The organism is Ruegeria sp. CG3 (assembly GCF_056537205.1).
In genome coordinates, this window is the sequence record NZ_JBQFRC010000001.1 from 951,231 (window position 1) to 968,428 (window position 17,198).

Consider the following 17,198-nt stretch of genomic DNA (forward strand, 5'->3'; position numbering starts at 1 on the left):
GCGTCAGCGCTTGAGGCGCCGCTGTCCTTCCTGCTGGCAATAGGCGTCAGCTTCGGGAACCGACATCTTGGTGGCCGGGAAATCAATCGCACGATCCCAGTCAACCCGATCCTGACGATACAGTTGGCAGGTCACGACGCCCTTGGGCGTCTGTACCTGGACGGGTGTGGTTTCCAGTTCACGTGGGCTCGGGATACATCCGGCCACAACAGCCAGTACCGGAACCATAAGGGCAATTTTCTTTGTGGAAGTCTTCATGGTGCAAGAACTTTTCTTCTGGGTCAGAGTTTACTCGTTAAGATCGGCGCATCAGGTGAGTGGTGTTTCGAACAATATGCGCCGATATGGTTCATAGAGTGTGAATGCGTCTATTGATTTTTCAAGCCGCAATCAAGAAACCGCGCCATTCGCATGGCGCGGCCTGACGGTTTCGTGATGAAAGATGTCTACTTCTCGGGGATCAGGCCCCTTGGGCTGAATCTGAGAACAATCAGCAGGATAAGCCCCATCGTGAACAGGCGCATATGTGCCGTGCTTTCGATCAGGTGGGCCTTAAGCGCGCTGCCATCTGGCATGCTGGAAGTGATCAGGTTCATAAGCCACAGACCGATCGGTTCGACCTCGACCCACAGGAACCAGATCAGAAAGGCCCCCAGGACCGAGCCGAAGTTGTTACCGGAACCGCCGACGATCACCATCACCCAGACAAGGAAGGTGAACCGGAGCGGTTGGTAGGCGCTGGGTGTCAGCTGGCCGTCCAGCGTCGTCATCATCGCCCCGGCAATGCCACAGATGGCCGAGCCCAGAACGAAGATCTGCAGATGACGGCGGGTGACGTCCTTACCCATGGCTTCGGCGGCGACCTCGTTGTCGCGGATCGCGCGCATCATGCGGCCCCACGGGCTTTTGAGCGCCATCTGAGCCATCCAGAGCAGGATGAGAAGCACGATCAGGAACAGGAATGCATAACCCAGTTTCACCCACAGGGTCGAAGCGGTCACCGGGTCCAGCCCGAATGAGGCTGCACGTTCGACGAAGGACGGGTCGCTCTGCAGGTCAATCTCATAGCCCACGATAGGTGAGGGGCGGGGGATGCCGTAGACGTTCTTGACCCCTCGGGCCAGCCAGTCCTCGTTTTTCATGATCGCAATGATGATCTCGGCGATGCCCAGCGTGGCAATCGCAAGGTAGTCCGAGCGCAGACCCAACGCCGTCTTGCCAATCAGCCAGGCAGCGCCCGCGGCCAACAGCCCTCCCGCCGGCCATGCAAGCAGCACTGGAAGATTCAGCCCGCCGATATTTCCGGCAATGGCTGGGTCGATGGCTTCGACGGCTGCGATGCTCGGGTCGAACACCGCGCGATAGACGAAGAACCCGACGACGAGGATTGCGATGATCGCCAGCGTTCGTGCCCGGCCCTTGGGCATTTTTTGCGCGGCCATCACGGCTGCGACAACGGTCGCCGCCCCCAGCAGAAGCGCCAGCACGATCCCGTATCCGCCCGCGGACCAGGCTCCGGGTGTCGGAGGGGTAGAGACCAGCACAACCGCAAGTCCGCCCAGCGCAACAAAACCCATGACGCCGACATTGAACAGTCCGGCAAAGCCCCATTGCAGGTTCACACCGATCGCCATGATCGCGGAAATCAGACCCATGTTCAGAATCAAGATCGCCGTGTTCCAGCTTTGAACGAAACCGGTCAGCAGGATCAGCCCGCCGACAATCACGAAAAGCAGGGTGTTTTTGACTGCTTCGTTCATACCGCTTTCCCCTTGAACAGACCTGTTGGCTTGAACAGAAGCACGATCAGCAGAATGACGAAGCTGACGGCGAATTTGTAATCGGTGGAAAGGAACTGCACCAGGCCCGAAGGTTCGAGGCTTTCCGGGGCAAGGTAGGTCAGCACCTTCTTCCAGGCATAAGTGATCGTGACTTCGGAAAAGGCGATAATGAATCCGCCTGCGATAGCCCCAATCGGGTTACCCAATCCGCCCACGATGGCCGAGGCAAAGATCGGCAGAAGCAGCTGGAAATAGACGAATGGCTTGAAGCTCTTGTCCAGCCCATAGAGAACCCCGGCCGTCGTGGCCAGTGCCGCAACGATGATCCAGGTGATCATCACCACACGTTCCGGGTTGATGCCGGACAACAAGGCCAGATCCTCGTTGTCGGAATAAGCGCGCATCGACTTACCGGTGCGGGTCTTGTTGAGGAACCAGAACAGCAAGGCGACGGCAACGACGGCGACGATCACGGTGATACCCTGCGAGGTCTTGATCGCAAGCCCCTCATCCAGCCCGGTCATCTTTTTGAAATCCCGCGCAGAAATCAGGAACCGTGCCCCATCCGAGAACCTTTGGTCATCGGGGCCGATGATGAAGCGCACCAGCCCATTCATGATGAACATCACGCCCATGGACACGATCACCAGGATCACAGGTTTGGCCTTTTGCTCGCGGTAGAACCGATAGACCAGCCTGTCGGTGATCAGCACCAGAAGGATGCACCCCAGGATCGCAAACGGAAGCGCCAGAAGCGCCGTCGGCAGGGGCCCGAACCCGATCCCTGCGGCCTGAAGACCCCAGGTGACCAGCACGGCAATCATTGCGCCGAAGGCCATCGTATCCCCGTGGGCAAAGTTGGAAAACCGCAGGATGCCGTAGATCAGGGTGACCCCCAGCGCCCCAAGTGCCAACTGGCTGCCATAGGCAACCGCAGGCACGATCACAAAGTTCGCAAGCGCAACAAGCGCATTCAGTAGGTCCATTATGTTCTTCTCACTGTCCGGGTGCGGCTTTATGGCATGACGCCGACAAAAGACACAACAATTTGGAGCATGATTTTTGCGGCTTTGTGCATGTTTTTATGCGGTTTGGCGGACATTCATCACACGCGCTCCAACCGTCTGCCGATCCCCGAAAGAAAAAGACCGCGCCACCATGTGGGACGCGGCCTGAAATCGCAGATGATTGCGGGACTAGGCTCCGGTTTCCGTGCATTGACCACGGTCATTCTGAAGGACCGGACGGCGAATGGACAGGTTGTAGGACAGATCAGGGCTTTTGACGAAGAAGGTCATGACATGCTGTTCGGTCGCCAGGATGAACGTCATGTTGTTCAGGCCAGGAAATACCTGAGCATCCCCGGTCGTGTCACCGAATTTGACCGATCCCTTTTGCTCGCCTTCAAGCCGTGTCAGCCGGTACTCGGTTCCATCAATATCCGATATGCACACAAACTCGCGTTGCTGAGCCACAGCGCCAGTTGCCACGTGTGCGACCAGTGCGGCGATCATCCATTTCTTCATTTTGACTTCCAATTTCTGTGCCCCCAACCGGGGCGCGTTTCGGGGATTGGTGTAGTGGTTCGGGCGCAGCGATATTTTTGAAATTTGACCTGATTAAAGCAGCAGATTGGCATTCCGAGAAATTCCACAGGCTTTTTGAACCGGTGCGCTGCCAGGAAATAATTTATATTTTTCAGATGCCTAATAAGGGTTCTCAGGAAGAAGGGTGTGGCCGGAAACACCGATTGCCATCTTCTGGCCTTCAATTTTGCGCAAAGCGATCAAGCAAAAGGGCCAGCCGAGAATCCCGACCGGCCCCATGAAAAAACCGAATTCTGAAAACCGTCGGTTAGCCGCCCAAAAACGACTTGCGCACTTCCTCGTCCGCCAGCAGTTCCTTACCGGTTCCCGTGTATGCATTGCGGCCTTGGACCAGCACATAGCCCTTGTCGGCGATCTCAAGTGCCTGGCGGGCATTCTGTTCCACCATCAGGATCGGAAGGCCGGTGCGCGACACTTCGATGATGCGGTCGAACAGCTCATCCATCACGATCGGCGAAACGCCCGCAGTCGGTTCGTCCAGCATCAGCACTTTGGGCTTGGTCATAAGCGCGCGGCCGACGGCCACTTGTTGGCGCTGTCCGCCCGAGAGCTCACCCGCCGCCTGGTTGCGTTTGTCTCGCAGGATCGGGAACAGCTCGAACACCTGTTCCATCGTGTCCGAGAAATCATCCGTGCGGATGAACGCGCCCATTTCCAGATTTTCCTGAACCGTCATCGAGGTGAAAATGTTCTGCGTTTGGGGCACAAAGCCCATGCCTTTGATCACCCGGTCCTGCGGGCTGAGGCTGGTGATGTCCTCGCCATCCAGCCGCACCGATCCGGCGCGCACGTCCAGCATGCCGAAGACGGCCTTCATCGCGGTGGATTTGCCAGCACCGTTGGGGCCGACGATCACGGCGATTTCGCCCTTGTCCACGGCGATCGTGCAATCGTGCAGAATGTCGGGGCCTTTGCCGTACCCGCCGGTCATGGTGTCACCGATCAGGAATGGACCGCCTTCTACCCGGTGGGTCTTGCCGCTGACCCGATGGGCCGGCGTCATTGTGCCGATGCCATGCGTGTTGGTAATCGAGGCGTCCTTGTTGCCCTTGTCGTCCTGATAGGGATTGTCGCTCATGCCCCGGCCTCCAACTGGTCTTTGTTCTTGAGCCCAGTGCCCAGATAGGCCTCGATGACGTGCTCGTTGGCCTTGATCTCGTCCAGCGTGCCTTGCGCCAGAACCTTGCCCTCGGCCATGCAGATCACCGGATCGCAGATCTTGCCGATGAAATCCATGTCGTGTTCGATCACGACGAAGGTATAGCCGCGTTCCTTGTTCAGCCGAAGGATCGTGTCGGCGATGGTCATCAGCAGGGTACGGTTCACGCCTGCGCCAACCTCATCCAGGAACACGATCTTGGCGTCCACCATCATCGTGCGGCCCAGTTCCAGCAGCTTTTTCTGGCCGCCCGAGACCTGACCCGCCTTGTGGTCGGCCAAATGTTCGATGGTAAGGAACTCCAGCACCTCGTCGGCCTTGGCGCGCAGGGCGCGTTCCTCATCCGCAATCCGCTTGCGGCCGAACCATGTGTTCCACAGCGATTCACCGGATTGGCCACCGGGGACCATCATCAGGTTTTCGCGGCATGTCATCGACGAGAACTCGTGCGCTATCTGGAAGGTGCGCAACAGCCCCTTGTGAAACAGATCATGGGGCGGCAGGCCGGTGATGTCTTCGCCATCCATCCAGACCTTGCCGCTGGTCGGAGGCAGAACACCCGCGATCACATTGAAAAGAGTGGTTTTTCCGGCTCCGTTCGGGCCGATCAGGCCGGTAATCGAGCCCTTTTCGATCTCCAGCGATGCCCCGTCCACCGCGTGGAAACCGCCGAAATGCTTGTGCACGTCCTCGACGACGATCATGTGCTCCCCTGTCCGCGGCTTTCGCGGTTCTTCGTGTTGCCCCATCCCCAAGATAAGGTGGCGCCTTTTGTCATTGAAACAGCCCGGGCACAAGGCCCGGGCTGCTTGGTATCATGCGGTCAGCTGACGGATCAACGGAACTTGACGGTCTCGTTCTTGCCGTCTTTCACTTCGATCTCGCGGTAGGACCCAGCGCTTTCGCCCGGACCGATCAGTTCGACACCCGAAGCGCCGACATAGTCGATGTCCTGACCAGCGGCCAACAGTTCCAGACCCTTGGCCAGTTCACCCGGATAGATCTTCTCGCCGGGGGCGTTGGCCACATCCAGGATCTTGCCACCGTATTGGGCCGGATCGGCCGACCCTGCGGCCTGCATGGCCAGCATGAACAGCGCGGCTGCGTCATAGCTTTCAGGCGAGTAGGGCGACGAGCCGTCAAAGCCCGCGGCTTCGGCCATCGCGAAATATTTCTCGGCGCCTTCACCGCCGGAACCGGCGATCTGACCAAACGAGCCGTCCAGATCGGGGCCGACATTCGCAGGCAGCGAGTCACCGATCATGCCGCCCGGCAGACCGAACGTGTCGAACGCGCCGCTGTCCAGAGCGGACTGGATGATGCCCAGACCACCCTGATCCAGGTAACCGGCAACCACGAGGATGTCCCCACCCGCCGAGGCCAGTGCGCCGACTTCGGCCGAATAGTCCGCTTTGCCGTCTTCATGTGCTGCAACGATGGTCACTTCACCGCCCACGGCCTCGAACGACGACTGGATCGCGTCGGCCAGACCTTTGCCGTAGTCGTTGTTGGTATAGGTCAGAGCGATCGAGTTGATGCCGCGGTCTTTCAGAATGTCAGCCATAACCTGACCTTCACGCGCATCCGACGGGGCGGTGCGGAAGAACAGCCCGTTGTCTTCCATCGTCGACAGACCGGGTGAGGTCGCTGACGGCGAGATCATGACCATGCCATTCGGAATAGCGACGTTCTGCAGGATTGCGCCAGTTACACCCGAGCAGTCGCCGCCGATGATGCCGGCGACGCCATCGGCGATCATGCGTTCGCCGTTCGAGGTGGCCAGGCCGTTGTCGATGCAGCCGGTATCGGCGCGCGACGGGGTGACGGTGGCGCCGCCCAGCAGCTTGCCGGATTCGGTCACTTCGGCCATCGCCAGTTCAGCGCCCGAACCCATTGCCGGGGCCAGTGATTCAATCGGCCCGGTAAATCCGAACAGAACGCCCAGTTTGACGTCTTCGGCCATTGCGGCACCGGCCAGCAATGCGGTTGCTGCAGTCGCAGTAAGCAGCTTTTTCATTAGGTTACTCCCTTGTTGGAACGTATTCGTTCTGAGCAAGACCCTAGGCAAGCTGTTCAGAAAAGAAAAGTCCAAACAGGAATGTGTCTTTTGGCTGAACAACTCTATTTGTTTTCTAGGGTTTGGTTCCCGGGCGGCTCATTCTGACCGGGATTGGAGCGATAGATATGATCAGGGTTTTCACGATTCTCATTCTGATGATTTGCGGCAGCGTCGCGTCGGGCGAGTCATTGAAGACATCCGCAGGCGAGGTCTCGGTGACGACCATGCTTGCCGGCCTCGATACGCCCTGGGCGATCGGCCTGCTGCCTGATGGCAGTTTTTTGGTTACCGAGCGCGACGGCCAGTTGCTTTTGGCGCGTGACGGCAAGGCCACCAAGGTACGGGGCGTTCCGAAAGTCGCGGCGCAAGGGCAGGGCGGTCTGCTGGACGTAACCATCGCCCGCGATTTTGACCGCACCAGAGAGGTGTTTCTCACATTCTCGAAGCCACAGAGCGGCGGGGCCGGTACGGCGGTTGCCGTGGCGCGCCTGTCCGAGAACGGCAAGCGGCTGACCAACCTGAAGGTGATATTCGAAGCGGTTCCCGGCGGCTCGGGTGGCCGGCATTTCGGATCGCGCGTGGTCGAGGCGCAGGACGGGACGCTGTTCATCACTTTGGGGGATCGTGGCGACAGGCCGACCGCACAGGACCGCTCGAACCACATGGGGACGGTTATTCGGATCAACCGCGATGGCTCGATCCCGGCGGATAATCCGTTTGTCGCGCAAGAAGGCATCCGCCCCGAGATCTGGTCCTTTGGTCATCGCAATCCGCAAGGCGCTGATATTGATACGAGTGGCCGGTTGTGGGTCTCGGAACATGGCGCCAAGGGCGGGGACGAAGTGAACCTTGTGAAACCCGGCGCCAACTACGGTTGGCCGGTCATTTCCTACGGGACGCATTATTCCGGAGAGAAGATCGGCGAAGGCACCAGCAAGGCCGGAATGGAACAGCCGCGCTTGTATTGGGATCCGTCCATCGCGCCGTCGGGCTTGATGGTCTATTCCGGCGGGATGTTTCCCGAATGGCAGGGTGACATCTTCGTGGGTTCGCTGAAATTCGACTATATCGCACGGCTGTCCGGCAACCCGTTGCGCGAGGTCGAGCAGATCAAAGGCCCCGAGACCGAACGGGTCCGTGACATCGTGCAGGCCCCGGATGGGGCGATCTGGTTCATCTCGGTCGGGCAGGGTGCGGTTTACAGGATTTCCCGTTCGTCCTAGGAGTGCAGCGATACACTTCTAAGAGGATTGAGATGTTCCGCATTCTCGCAGCAATATTTTTGTCCCTTTCGACACTTCCCGCCGCGGCCGACGAGGTCTTTGCGACCTATGCCGATTACGAAGCCTTCGTCGACACCAAGATCAAGAACCGCGAGTTCTCGAACGTCATCAACCGGTTGGGCGGCGCCGACGAATACACGCCGCAGCAGATGCAAGTCCTGCAAGGGCAGCTACGTGACCTTGTTCCGTACTACCTGACCAATGCCGACGTTGCCAAACGGGTCGAGCTTGAGAACGGGTTCGCGCAGGAAATGCGGATCTACTGGAACGACAAGAACAGCTATCTCTACTTTTACGCTCTTCTGCACCAACGCGACGACGGCGTGATGGTTCTGCAGTTCAGCATCAACACCAGCGCCGAGTCCATTCTGGCGAAGTTCTAGGTGTCAGACCGACAGCCGTCCACTCTGCGTTCCACGCTCGCGATAGGGCGTGGTGTTGTAATGCGCGCGGTAGCATTTCGAGAAATGGCTGGGGCTGGCAAAACCGCAGGCCAAGGCCACGTTGATCACGCTCATGTCGGTCTGCATCAGCAGGTTGCGCGCCTTGTGCAGCCGCAATTCCATGTAATAGCGCTTGGGCGAACGGCTCAGATACCGGCGGAACAGCCGCTCGAGCTGGCGGGTCGACATGCCAACATCCTTGGCCAGGATCGAGGGCGAAATCGGCTCCTCGATGTTCTTCTCCATCATCAGGATGACCTGGCTCAGCTTGGGGTGGCGCACACCGATCCGCGTGGGCGTCGAAAGGCGCTGGGTGTCCTGATCGGTGCGGATAGAGGAATAGATCATCTGGTCAGCTACGGCGTTAGCCAACTCTTCACCGTAGTCATCGGCAATCAGCTTCAGCATCAGGTCGATTGACGAGGTGCCACCAGCCGTTGTCATCCGGTTGCCGTCGATCAGAAAGACGGATTTCGTCAGTTCGACGTTTTCGAACTCTTCCGCAAAGCTGTCGGCGTTTTCCCAGTGGATGGTGGCGCGTTTGCCGTCCAGCAGGCCGGCTTTGGCAAGGGTATAGGCGGCTGTGCACAAGCCACCGATCTTCAGACCTTTGCGGGCCTCGCGGCGCAGCCAGTTCAGAACCTTTTTGGTGGTCGCCGCCTGAACATCGACGCCGCCACATACAAGGATCACCTCGTCCCGCTGCAGTTCGTCCAGGTCGCGGTCAAGCTCGAACGTCGTCCCGGCCGAGCAGCTGACCACCTCTCCGCCTTCACCGGCCAGCGACCAGGTATAGATCTGCTGATCCGCCATCCGATTGGCAATCCGAAGGCTGTCCAGTGCCGAGGCAAAAGACAGCAACGAAAACTTGTCGAGCAACACGAATACGAAATTGAGCGGCTTGGCCGCGCGCTTGTCCACAGTGACAACTTGGCGTTGCTCTTGCATGGCGAACTGTCCTTGATTCGGCGGGCCGAGGCCCGAGGCCTGCGGCGAATTTGACCGACACCATGCTCAAAGCTTGTTTCCGACGTCAAGAGGCGCAAATCGGATATGGTCTCTGGTCTATGGATTTTGTATAGAGACCACCTGAATTACCTCAGCGGAGATCAAAGCTATGACCGAGTGGCAAAAAACGAACTGGCGCAGCAAGCCGCGGGTTCAGATGCCAGACTATACCGACGCGGCCGCGCTGGCCAAAGTCGAGGCCAAGCTTTCGCAGTATCCCCCGCTGGTTTTTGCGGGCGAGGCCCGGCGTCTGAAACAGCACTTGGGCGCGGCCGGCCGTGGCGAGGCCTTCCTGCTGCAGGGTGGGGACTGCGCCGAAAGCTTCGACCAGTTCAGCGCCGATGCGATCCGCGACACCTTCAAGGTGATGCTGCAGATGGCGATGGTTCTGACTTATGGTGCCAAGGTTCCGGTGGTCAAGGTGGGCCGTATGGCTGGCCAGTTCGCCAAGCCGCGCAGCGCGCCGACCGAAGTGATCGATGGTGTGGAACTGCCCAGCTACCGTGGTGACATCATCAACGAACTGGCCTTCACGCCCGAAGCACGTATCCCGAACCCGGAAAAGATGCTGCAGGCCTATACCCAGGCTGCAGCCACTCTGAACCTGCTGCGCGCGTTCTCGACCGGCGGTTTCGCGGACATGAGCCGTGTGCATTCCTGGACCTTGGGCTTCACCAACGAACAGGACGTGCAGAAGTATTCCGAGATCGCCGACCGCATTCAGGACACGATCGACTTCATGGAGGCCGCCGGCATCACCGCGGATACCACGCATGAATTCTCGACCGTCGAGTTCTACACCAGCCACGAAGGACTGCTGTTGGAGTATGAAGAAGCGCTGACGCGACTGGATTCGACTTCGGGCAAATGGCTGGCCGGCTCGGGCCATATGATCTGGATCGGCGACCGCACCCGTCAGCCCGACGGCGCGCATGTCGAATTCTGTCGCGGCGTGCTGAACCCGATCGGTCTGAAATGCGGCCCGACGACAACGGCCGAAGACCTCAAGGTTCTGATGTCCAAGCTGAACCCGGACAACGAAGAAGGCCGCCTGACCCTGATCGCGCGCTTCGGCGCGGGCAAGGCGGGCGAGCACCTGCCGCGCCTGATCAAGGCCGTCAAGGAAGAGGGCGCCAAGGTGACCTGGGTCTGCGACCCGATGCACGGCAACACGATCAAGTCGGCCACCGGCTACAAGACCCGTCCGTTCGAATCGGTCCTGCGCGAGGTGCGGGATTTCTTCGGCGTGCATCAGGCCGAGGGCACGATCCCCGGCGGCGTGCATTTCGAGATGACCGGTCTGGACGTGACCGAATGCACCGGCGGCGTCCGCGCCGTCAGCGAAGAGGACCTGTCGGACCGCTACCACACCGCCTGCGACCCGCGCCTGAACGCATCGCAGTCGCTGGAGCTGGCGTTCCTGGTGGCTGAAGAGCTGACCAACCTGCGCCGTGACCGAAAGGACCGCGCGGCAAGCTGAGGCATGTCGGATTGAAACGCAAACGGCGGGCCCTCGGGTCCGCCGTTCTGCTTTTCACTCGTCGCGAGAGAAGACCAGCCGCAGGTGTTTCGCCGGTCTCTGGAAATCGGCCTGATCCTCGGCAAAGCCCGCCTCGAAAGGCCGGCTGTTGTGGGCCTGATCCTGAATGTTCACCAGTGTGCGGATCCGAGTGTCCTCGATTCCGAACCGTCGCGGCGTAGCGCCGATCGCGCCATCGCTGACCATCACACCCAGCACCCGGCTGACATCCCCCAGATCGCTTCTGAGGGGCAACAGGATCATGCGGGCCTGCAGCCGCGTCCGGCCGAGCTTGCCTTTTGAAACAAGGCTGAACTCACCGATCGCCGGAGCGGCGAACACCTCTTCCAGTGCCTCTGACACCTGATCACGGGCGCTGGGATCAAAGAAGGCGGTCAGAGGCATTCCGCGCACCTCCATCCCCGCGATCTTGTTCAGATGACTTCCCGCCAGTCGAAACCGGGCGAGGCCGGGCGCGATGCGTTCCAGAATGAACGTGTATTCCAGAATGTTTTCGAGGCCGCGTGGGTCGATCTGGGAACGCTTGGGAACGCCGTCGCCACTCAGCAGCGCGGTCCAATACGCCTCAGCCTGACGGATGGGGGACAGACTGCGCCCACTGTCAAAGCGATCCATTGCGATGATCTTTCCAGCTTTCGACCCGGAACCATTCCAGAAGAAGGTTTTCATTACCATGCACCTCGTGTCGATTGGCGGCCATCCGGTCCGTGCGCCATGCAAAGCGATAGCGGCCGACCCATCCTTCGACTGACAGATTGACACGGGTTTATTCAATTTTGGACCAAATCTTTAAGGAATGGTTAACTTCTTGCGATGAATTGCACATCCGGCAAGGTCTTGCCCTATGGGGTACGATAGCTTTAGGTGCAGCAGAACAAGGCTGCGCAGCGGTGGGAAAGGGCAGGCATGATCAAATCCATGACCAGTTTTGCATCCGGAAAGGGCGCATTGGGGCCGCACAGCTGGAGCTGGGAGCTGCGCAGTGTCAACGGCAAGGGACTGGACATGCGGTTGCGGGTGCCGGACTGGCTGACAGGACTTGAGGCTGCGCTGCGCGCGGATATGTCCAAACAGATCAGCCGGGGCAACGTGACGCTGAACCTGCGCGTCGCCCGCGAAGAAACCGCCGCGGAACTGAAGCTGAACGAAGGCGCAATGAGCGCCGCGCTGGATGCGTTGGCGCGGGCCGAGGAATTGGCGGTCAACAAGGGCGTCGCGCTTGCACCGTCAAAAGCCAGTGATCTGCTGATGCTCAAGGGGATGCTGGACGCAGCAGCCGAAGACGACGATCCCGCGCCGCTGTTCGAGGCGTTGAAATCCGAATTTGGCAGTCTGCTGGCCGAGTTTGTGACAATGCGCCAGGATGAGGGGCAAGCCTTGGCTTCCGTCCTGTCGGCCCAGTTGGATCAGATCCAGACCCTGACCGAGCAGGCCAGCGAGCTGGCCGAGCGGCGCAAGGAAGCCATGGCCGACACTCTGCGCCAGAACCTTGCGCGGGTAATGGAAAACAGCCAGGGCGCCGATCCCGACCGGGTGGCGCAGGAGTTGGCCCTGATCGCGGTCAAGGCGGACATCACCGAAGAACTGGACCGCCTGGCCGCCCATGTCGTAGCCGCGCGCGCTCTGCTGGAACAAGAGGCCCCGGTGGGCCGCAAGCTGGATTTCCTTATGCAGGAGTTCAACCGCGAGGCCAACACGCTGTGCTCAAAATCCCAGAATTCGGACCTGACAACGATCGGCCTGGAGTTGAAGGCGGTGATCGATCAGTTGAGAGAACAGGTGCAAAATGTTGAATAAACAAGGAAAAGTGTAATGGCGGATCGCCGCGGTCTACTCATCATCCTTTCGTCGCCCTCGGGTGCCGGAAAATCCACTTTGGCCCGTCGCCTGATGGAGTGGGACACCGATCTCGAGTTTTCGATCTCGGCCACTACCCGCGCCCCGCGCCCAGGTGAGGAACATGGACGCGAGTACTATTTTCTCAGCGAAGATGATTTCCGCCAGCAGGTATCAAATGGGCAGATGCTGGAACATGCCCATGTGTTCGGCAATTTCTACGGCTCACCAGCTGGACCAGTGCGCGAAGCGATCCAGAGCGGGCGTGACGTGCTGTTTGACGTGGACTGGCAGGGTGAAGTGCAGATCCGGAATTCCGAGCTGGGCAAACATGCTTTGTCTATTTTCATTCTACCGCCATCGATCAAAGAGCTGCGCCGCCGGCTTGAAACCCGTGGTCAGGACAGCGCCGACGTCATTTCCAAGCGCATGATGAAAAGCTGGGACGAAATCAGTCATTGGGGCTACTACGACTATGTGTTGATCAATGACGATCTGGCCGCAACCGAGGAAAAGCTGAAGACGATCGTCAGCGCCGAGCGGATGCGCCGTATTCAGCAGCCCCGGTTGCAGGATCACGTCCGCGCCTTGCAATACGAATTCGAGAGCATGTCATGACCATTTACGCATTGGGACGGGACGTCCCGCAGATCCACGAAGACAGCTGGGTTGCACCGGACGCGAACCTGATCGGCAAAGTCGTCCTGGAGCGAGGTGCATCCGTCTGGTTCGGGTGCACGATCCGAGCCGATCACGAAGAAATCCGCGTGGGCGAGGGCAGCAACGTGCAGGAGAACTGCGTGATGCATATCGACGCCGGTTTTCCTCTGACGATCGGAAAGAATTGCACCATCGGCCACAAAGTGATGCTGCATGGCTGCACTATCGGTGACAACAGCCTGATTGGTATGGGAGCCATCGTCCTGAACGGCGCGAAGATCGGCCGGAACTGCCTGATCGGGGCAGGGGCCCTGATCACGGAAGGCAAGGAGATCCCCGACAACTCTCTGGTGATGGGAGCCCCTGGCAAGGTGGTCCGGCAACTGGACGAAGCGGCGGCCCGGCGGATCACGTTCAGCGCGCTCCACTATCAAGAGAACATGCGCAAGTTCCGGGAAACGCTGACGCCCGTTTCGCCCGTCGCATAGGTCCTGTGAACCGGTCATGAGCAACGAACTGCTTGCCGAAGTCGTCTCTGCTTTGCCGATGCCCGCATTGATGGTCGATCAGACCGAGCGGATCATCGCCTCGAACGCGGATGCGCGTGCGCTGTTGGGCCGAAACATCGACGGTCGCCATTTTGCGACGATCCTGCGACAGCCGCAGGTCATCGAAGCGATGGAGAAAAGCTTGCGGAGCAAGGGGCCGGCCAACAGCCGGCATCTGGCGAACGACGGCGCACAGGACACTGCGTTTCAGGTCCACTGTCGGTACATGCAGGGCGTTGGCGCGGTTTCCGGTGGCGCGGTTCTGGCAACGTTCATGGATGTGACCCACCTTGAACAGGCCAGCCAGATGCGCCGTGACTTCGTTGCCAATGTCAGCCACGAACTTCGTACCCCACTGACCGCTCTGATGGGCTTCATCGAGACTTTGCAAGGACCAGCGAAGGATGACGCGGCGGCCCGGGACAGATTCCTGAAGATCATGACAGCCGAGGCCAACCGGATGAACCGTCTGGTCGGTGACCTGCTGTCGTTGAATCGGGTCGAGAGCGAAGAGCGCGTTCGGCCAAGGCAGCAGATTGAACTGATCGAGCTGCTGCGCGTGACGCTCGAGACGTTGCGCCCCTTGGCGGATGACGCGGGCGTTTGCCTGTCTCTGAGCGCCCCGGATAACCCCGTTCGCCTTCCGGGCGACAATGACCAGCTGCGGCAGGTCTTCACCAACCTGATTGAAAACGCGATCAAATATGGCGGCAGCGGTGGCGGTGTCGATGTGCAAGTGACGGTTTCAGATCAGGATACCGCGATCCGGGGACCGGCCGCCCGGGTGAGGGTCATCGACAAGGGCCCTGGCATCGATCCGGTTCATCTGCCTCGACTTACCGAACGGTTTTACCGCGCCGACAGCCACCGCTCGCGCGAGTTGGGGGGGACGGGGCTGGGCCTGGCTATCGTCAAGCACATCATCAACCGCCACCGCGGTCGGTTGCGGGTGGAAAGTGATTTGGGAAAGGGCGCGGTGTTCACCGTCATTTTGCCCATGTAAGACTGGCGCGTGATAGGCTAGGAACGGTCAAGCCGAGTACTCGGACCAAAAAACGAAGGACCCGCCACCCGTGGATAGCGCATTGGAAACCGAAACCCTCAAGGTCTCAGCCAGGAACGTGAACGTGTTCTATGGTGACACGCACGCCATCAAGGACGTGAATGTAGAAATCCAGGACAAGACCGTCACGGCGTTCATCGGGCCCTCGGGGTGCGGCAAGTCTACCTTTTTGCGGTGTCTGAACCGGATGAACGACACCATCGACATCTGTCGGGTCGAGGGTGAAATCCGCCTGGATGGGGAAGACATCTATGACAAGCGGATCGACCCCGTGCAACTGCGCGCCAAAGTCGGCATGGTGTTTCAGAAACCCAACCCGTTTCCAAAGTCGATCTATGACAACATCGCATACGGCCCGCGCATTCACGGTCTGGCGAAGACCAAGGCCGAGCTTGACGAGATCGTCGAGAAATCCCTGCGTCGCGGCGCCATCTGGGACGAGGTGAAGGATCGCCTGGACGCCCCTGGCACTGGTCTGTCAGGAGGGCAACAACAGCGCCTGTGTATCGCACGCGCCATCGCCACGGCACCCGAAGTTCTGTTGATGGACGAGCCCTGTTCGGCACTGGACCCGATTGCCACCGCCCAGGTCGAAGAGCTGATTGATGAACTGCGTGAGAGGTTTTCGGTCGTGATCGTCACCCATTCGATGCAACAGGCGGCGCGCGTCAGCCAGAAAACGGCGTTTTTTCACTTGGGCAATCTTGTCGAGTTCGGTGATACCGCCCAAATCTTCACCAACCCCGAAGACCCGCGTACCGAAAGCTACATCACCGGCCGCATCGGCTGAGAACAGGTAAAAGACCATGAGCGAACAACATATTGCATCTGCCTTCGACCGCGATCTTGAGGCGGTTCAAGCCCACATCATGAAAATGGGTGGTCTGGTCGAGGCCGCGATCACAGGTGCGGCCCGTTCGCTGGAAACGCGGGACGAGGAACTGGCGCAGCAGGTGCGGCAGGGCGACAAGGCGATTGATGCGCTTGAGGACCTGATCAACGAAGAAACCGCCCGGGTAATCGCTCTGCGGGCGCCCACCGCCGGCGATTTGCGGTTGGTGCTGTCCGTTCTCAAGGTTTCGGCCAACCTGGAACGCATCGGCGATTACGCAAAGAACATCGCCAAGCGCACCACCATTCTGGTCGAGGCCAACCAGATCGGCGGCAGCACCGCCGCACTGCGCCGCATGGCGCGCGAAGTCGAGCGGATGCTGCGTGACGCATTGGATGCCTATATTCAACGGGATGCTGAACTGGCCCGTGACGTTATCGATCGGGACCAGGAAGTGGACCAGATGTACAACGGCCTGTTCCGCGAGTTGCTGACCTTCATGGCAGAAGACCCGCGCAACATCACGGCCTGCATGCATCTCCATTTCATCGCCAAGAACATCGAGCGGATGGGCGACCACGTCACTGCCATTGCCGAACAGGTTATCTATCTGGTGACCGGCGAACGGCCGACCGAAGCCCGCCCGAAAGCAGACAACACCTCGCAATCTCTGTAAGAGGTGACCGGCATGCCAATGGGCCAGCCGACTATCCTGATTGTCGATGATGAGCCCGCGCTGCGCGAGGTGCTGGCCTACAACATGCAGGCCGCCGGGTACGAAGTGGTTCAGGCGGCAAGCGGCGAAGAAGCCTTGGTGCTGGTTCAAGAGGTGGCGCCTGATCTGATTGTTCTTGACTGGATGATGCCCAATCTCAGCGGGATTGAGCTGTGTCGTCAGCTAAAGGCACGCCCGCAGACCCGCGCGATTCCGATCATCATGCTGTCGGCGCGGTCCGATGAGGCGGACAAGGTGCGCGGTTTGGAGACCGGGGCCGATGACTATGTGGCCAAACCGTATTCGATGGCGGAATTGATGGCGCGGATCCGAACTCAACTGCGTCGGGTACGCCCGGCGGCGGCTGCGGAAACCCTGGAATATCACGACATCGTCGTGGACCTCGAAAGCCACAAGGCCAGTCGGGCGGGCAAGCCGCTCCGGATGGGGCCAACCGAATTCCGGCTGCTGTGCACCTTCATGGAAAAGCCGGGGCGCGTGTTCAGTCGCGATCAGCTATTGGACCGTGCCTGGGGGCGCGACGTCTATGTCGATTCCCGCACCGTGGATGTCCATATTGGTCGACTGCGCAAGGCGTTGACGGCGTTTGGCGGAGCCGACCCCCTTAGAACGGTTCGAGGTGCTGGATACGCGCTGGATTAGC

At 59.6% G+C, this 17,198-nt stretch carries 19 protein-coding genes; 10 read left to right on the forward strand and 9 right to left on the reverse strand.

What is annotated here, in order from left to right; translation table 11 throughout:
- Positions 1-3: 3 nt before the first annotated feature.
- The 7 genes from ACR0NB_RS04720 to ACR0NB_RS04750 all read right to left on the reverse strand — a co-directional run bounded on the left by ACR0NB_RS04720 (position 4) and on the right by ACR0NB_RS04750 (position 6,564).
- On the reverse strand, positions 4-258 hold the full coding sequence (locus ACR0NB_RS04720) for a hypothetical protein (RefSeq protein WP_093962083.1): 255 nt from the start codon (positions 256-258) through the stop codon (positions 4-6).
- Positions 259-446: 188 nt separating this feature from the next.
- On the reverse strand, positions 447-1,760 hold the full coding sequence (locus tag ACR0NB_RS04725; RefSeq protein ID WP_170357869.1) for a branched-chain amino acid ABC transporter permease: 1,314 nt from the start codon (positions 1,758-1,760) through the stop codon (positions 447-449).
- Positions 1,757-2,767, reverse strand: coding sequence for a branched-chain amino acid ABC transporter permease (locus ACR0NB_RS04730; RefSeq protein ID WP_093962081.1), 1,011 nt, complete (start codon positions 2,765-2,767; stop codon positions 1,757-1,759). The genes ACR0NB_RS04725 and ACR0NB_RS04730 overlap by 4 nt, the downstream gene beginning before the upstream one ends.
- Positions 2,768-2,977: 210 nt before the next feature.
- Complete coding sequence (locus ACR0NB_RS04735; protein WP_170371021.1) at positions 2,978-3,307, reverse strand: hypothetical protein; 330 nt, start codon at positions 3,305-3,307, stop codon at positions 2,978-2,980.
- Positions 3,308-3,635: 328 nt separating this feature from the next.
- Entirely contained in the window at positions 3,636-4,466 is an 831-nt protein-coding gene (locus tag ACR0NB_RS04740; RefSeq protein ID WP_480753257.1) for an ABC transporter ATP-binding protein, read from the reverse strand.
- Complete coding sequence (locus ACR0NB_RS04745) at positions 4,463-5,251, reverse strand: ABC transporter ATP-binding protein (protein ID WP_093962961.1); 789 nt, start codon at positions 5,249-5,251, stop codon at positions 4,463-4,465. Before ACR0NB_RS04745 ends, ACR0NB_RS04740 begins: the two co-directional genes overlap by 4 nt.
- Positions 5,252-5,382: 131 nt before the next feature.
- Positions 5,383-6,564 (reverse strand): ABC transporter substrate-binding protein, encoded by a 1,182-nt coding sequence (locus tag ACR0NB_RS04750; RefSeq protein ID WP_170338589.1) that lies wholly within the window; start codon positions 6,562-6,564, stop codon positions 5,383-5,385.
- 167 nt (positions 6,565-6,731) lie between these two features.
- On the opposite strand from ACR0NB_RS04750, the gene ACR0NB_RS04755 reads away from it, so the two are divergent.
- Together ACR0NB_RS04755 and ACR0NB_RS04760 are read left to right on the forward strand one after the other, a co-directional pair.
- Complete coding sequence (locus ACR0NB_RS04755; protein ID WP_170338591.1) at positions 6,732-7,829, forward strand: PQQ-dependent sugar dehydrogenase; 1,098 nt, start codon at positions 6,732-6,734, stop codon at positions 7,827-7,829.
- Between the two features lie 32 nt (positions 7,830-7,861).
- Positions 7,862-8,272, forward strand: a complete 411-nt coding sequence (locus ACR0NB_RS04760) for a hypothetical protein (RefSeq protein ID WP_480775062.1) — start codon at positions 7,862-7,864, stop codon at positions 8,270-8,272.
- 3 nt (positions 8,273-8,275) lie between these two features.
- On the opposite strand, the gene ACR0NB_RS04765 is transcribed toward ACR0NB_RS04760, so the two are convergent.
- Positions 8,276-9,280 carry a GlxA family transcriptional regulator gene (locus ACR0NB_RS04765; protein ID WP_170338595.1) on the reverse strand — a complete coding sequence of 335 codons (1,005 nt, stop codon included), beginning with the start codon at positions 9,278-9,280 and terminating at the stop codon, positions 8,276-8,278.
- A 169-nt stretch (positions 9,281-9,449) separates the two neighbouring features.
- Here ACR0NB_RS04765 and ACR0NB_RS04770 point away from each other — a divergent pair, with 169 nt between their 5' ends.
- Complete coding sequence (locus tag ACR0NB_RS04770) at positions 9,450-10,820, forward strand: class II 3-deoxy-7-phosphoheptulonate synthase (protein ID WP_170339151.1); 1,371 nt, start codon at positions 9,450-9,452, stop codon at positions 10,818-10,820.
- Positions 10,821-10,874: 54 nt separating this feature from the next.
- Here ACR0NB_RS04770 and ACR0NB_RS04775 read toward each other — a convergent pair whose 3' ends face one another.
- Positions 10,875-11,549 (reverse strand): PAS domain-containing protein, encoded by a 675-nt coding sequence (locus tag ACR0NB_RS04775; RefSeq protein WP_480775063.1) that lies wholly within the window; start codon positions 11,547-11,549, stop codon positions 10,875-10,877.
- 237 nt (positions 11,550-11,786) lie between these two features.
- On the opposite strand from ACR0NB_RS04775, the gene ACR0NB_RS04780 reads away from it, so the two are divergent.
- From ACR0NB_RS04780 to phoB, 7 genes are all read left to right on the forward strand, one after another.
- Positions 11,787-12,677, forward strand: coding sequence for a YicC/YloC family endoribonuclease (locus ACR0NB_RS04780; protein WP_480775064.1), 891 nt, complete (start codon positions 11,787-11,789; stop codon positions 12,675-12,677).
- Between the two features lie 15 nt (positions 12,678-12,692).
- The gene (gene gmk / locus ACR0NB_RS04785; RefSeq protein WP_170357855.1) at positions 12,693-13,334 is read left to right on the forward strand and encodes a guanylate kinase; all 642 of its coding nucleotides are present in this window, start codon (positions 12,693-12,695) and stop codon (positions 13,332-13,334) included.
- A complete protein-coding gene (locus ACR0NB_RS04790; RefSeq protein WP_480775065.1) occupies positions 13,331-13,864 on the forward strand; it encodes a gamma carbonic anhydrase family protein in 534 nt (177 codons plus the stop codon). The genes gmk and ACR0NB_RS04790 overlap by 4 nt, the downstream gene beginning before the upstream one ends.
- A gap of 16 nt (positions 13,865-13,880) precedes the next feature.
- The gene (locus ACR0NB_RS04795; RefSeq protein ID WP_170339160.1) at positions 13,881-14,927 is read left to right on the forward strand and encodes a sensor histidine kinase; all 1,047 of its coding nucleotides are present in this window, start codon (positions 13,881-13,883) and stop codon (positions 14,925-14,927) included.
- Positions 14,928-14,997: 70 nt separating this feature from the next.
- On the forward strand, positions 14,998-15,777 hold the full coding sequence (gene pstB / locus ACR0NB_RS04800) for a phosphate ABC transporter ATP-binding protein PstB (protein WP_260066122.1): 780 nt from the start codon (positions 14,998-15,000) through the stop codon (positions 15,775-15,777).
- Between the two features lie 16 nt (positions 15,778-15,793).
- The gene (gene phoU / locus ACR0NB_RS04805) at positions 15,794-16,495 is read left to right on the forward strand and encodes a phosphate signaling complex protein PhoU (RefSeq protein ID WP_093962068.1); all 702 of its coding nucleotides are present in this window, start codon (positions 15,794-15,796) and stop codon (positions 16,493-16,495) included.
- A gap of 12 nt (positions 16,496-16,507) precedes the next feature.
- Positions 16,508-17,197 carry a phosphate regulon transcriptional regulator PhoB gene (gene phoB / locus ACR0NB_RS04810; RefSeq protein ID WP_480775066.1) on the forward strand — a complete coding sequence of 230 codons (690 nt, stop codon included), beginning with the start codon at positions 16,508-16,510 and terminating at the stop codon, positions 17,195-17,197.
- Position 17,198: the final 1 nt, after the last annotated feature.

What these genes read in the sequence shown, in the direction of transcription:
- ACR0NB_RS04720 (WP_093962083.1), bottom strand. Translation starts at nt 258, where the DNA reads ATGAAGACTTCCACAAAGAAAATTGCCCTTATGGTTCCGGTACTGGCT.
- ACR0NB_RS04725 (WP_170357869.1), bottom strand. Translation starts at nt 1,760, where the DNA reads ATGAACGAAGCAGTCAAAAACACCCTGCTTTTCGTGATTGTCGGCGGG.
- ACR0NB_RS04730 (WP_093962081.1), bottom strand. Translation starts at nt 2,767, where the DNA reads ATGGACCTACTGAATGCGCTTGTTGCGCTTGCGAACTTTGTGATCGTG.
- ACR0NB_RS04735 (WP_170371021.1), bottom strand. Translation starts at nt 3,307, where the DNA reads ATGAAGAAATGGATGATCGCCGCACTGGTCGCACACGTGGCAACTGGC.
- ACR0NB_RS04740 (WP_480753257.1), bottom strand. Translation starts at nt 4,466, where the DNA reads ATGAGCGACAATCCCTATCAGGACGACAAGGGCAACAAGGACGCCTCG.
- ACR0NB_RS04745 (WP_093962961.1), bottom strand. Translation starts at nt 5,251, where the DNA reads ATGATCGTCGTCGAGGACGTGCACAAGCATTTCGGCGGTTTCCACGCG.
- ACR0NB_RS04750 (WP_170338589.1), bottom strand. Translation starts at nt 6,564, where the DNA reads ATGAAAAAGCTGCTTACTGCGACTGCAGCAACCGCATTGCTGGCCGGT.
- ACR0NB_RS04755 (WP_170338591.1), top strand. Translation starts at nt 6,732, where the DNA reads ATGATCAGGGTTTTCACGATTCTCATTCTGATGATTTGCGGCAGCGTC.
- ACR0NB_RS04760 (WP_480775062.1), top strand. Translation starts at nt 7,862, where the DNA reads ATGTTCCGCATTCTCGCAGCAATATTTTTGTCCCTTTCGACACTTCCC.
- ACR0NB_RS04765 (WP_170338595.1), bottom strand. Translation starts at nt 9,280, where the DNA reads ATGCAAGAGCAACGCCAAGTTGTCACTGTGGACAAGCGCGCGGCCAAG.
- ACR0NB_RS04770 (WP_170339151.1), top strand. Translation starts at nt 9,450, where the DNA reads ATGACCGAGTGGCAAAAAACGAACTGGCGCAGCAAGCCGCGGGTTCAG.
- ACR0NB_RS04775 (WP_480775063.1), bottom strand. Translation starts at nt 11,549, where the DNA reads ATGAAAACCTTCTTCTGGAATGGTTCCGGGTCGAAAGCTGGAAAGATC.
- ACR0NB_RS04780 (WP_480775064.1), top strand. Translation starts at nt 11,787, where the DNA reads ATGATCAAATCCATGACCAGTTTTGCATCCGGAAAGGGCGCATTGGGG.
- gmk (WP_170357855.1), top strand. Translation starts at nt 12,693, where the DNA reads ATGGCGGATCGCCGCGGTCTACTCATCATCCTTTCGTCGCCCTCGGGT.
- ACR0NB_RS04790 (WP_480775065.1), top strand. Translation starts at nt 13,331, where the DNA reads ATGACCATTTACGCATTGGGACGGGACGTCCCGCAGATCCACGAAGAC.
- ACR0NB_RS04795 (WP_170339160.1), top strand. Translation starts at nt 13,881, where the DNA reads ATGAGCAACGAACTGCTTGCCGAAGTCGTCTCTGCTTTGCCGATGCCC.
- phoU (WP_093962068.1), top strand. Translation starts at nt 15,794, where the DNA reads ATGAGCGAACAACATATTGCATCTGCCTTCGACCGCGATCTTGAGGCG.
- phoB (WP_480775066.1), top strand. Translation starts at nt 16,508, where the DNA reads ATGCCAATGGGCCAGCCGACTATCCTGATTGTCGATGATGAGCCCGCG.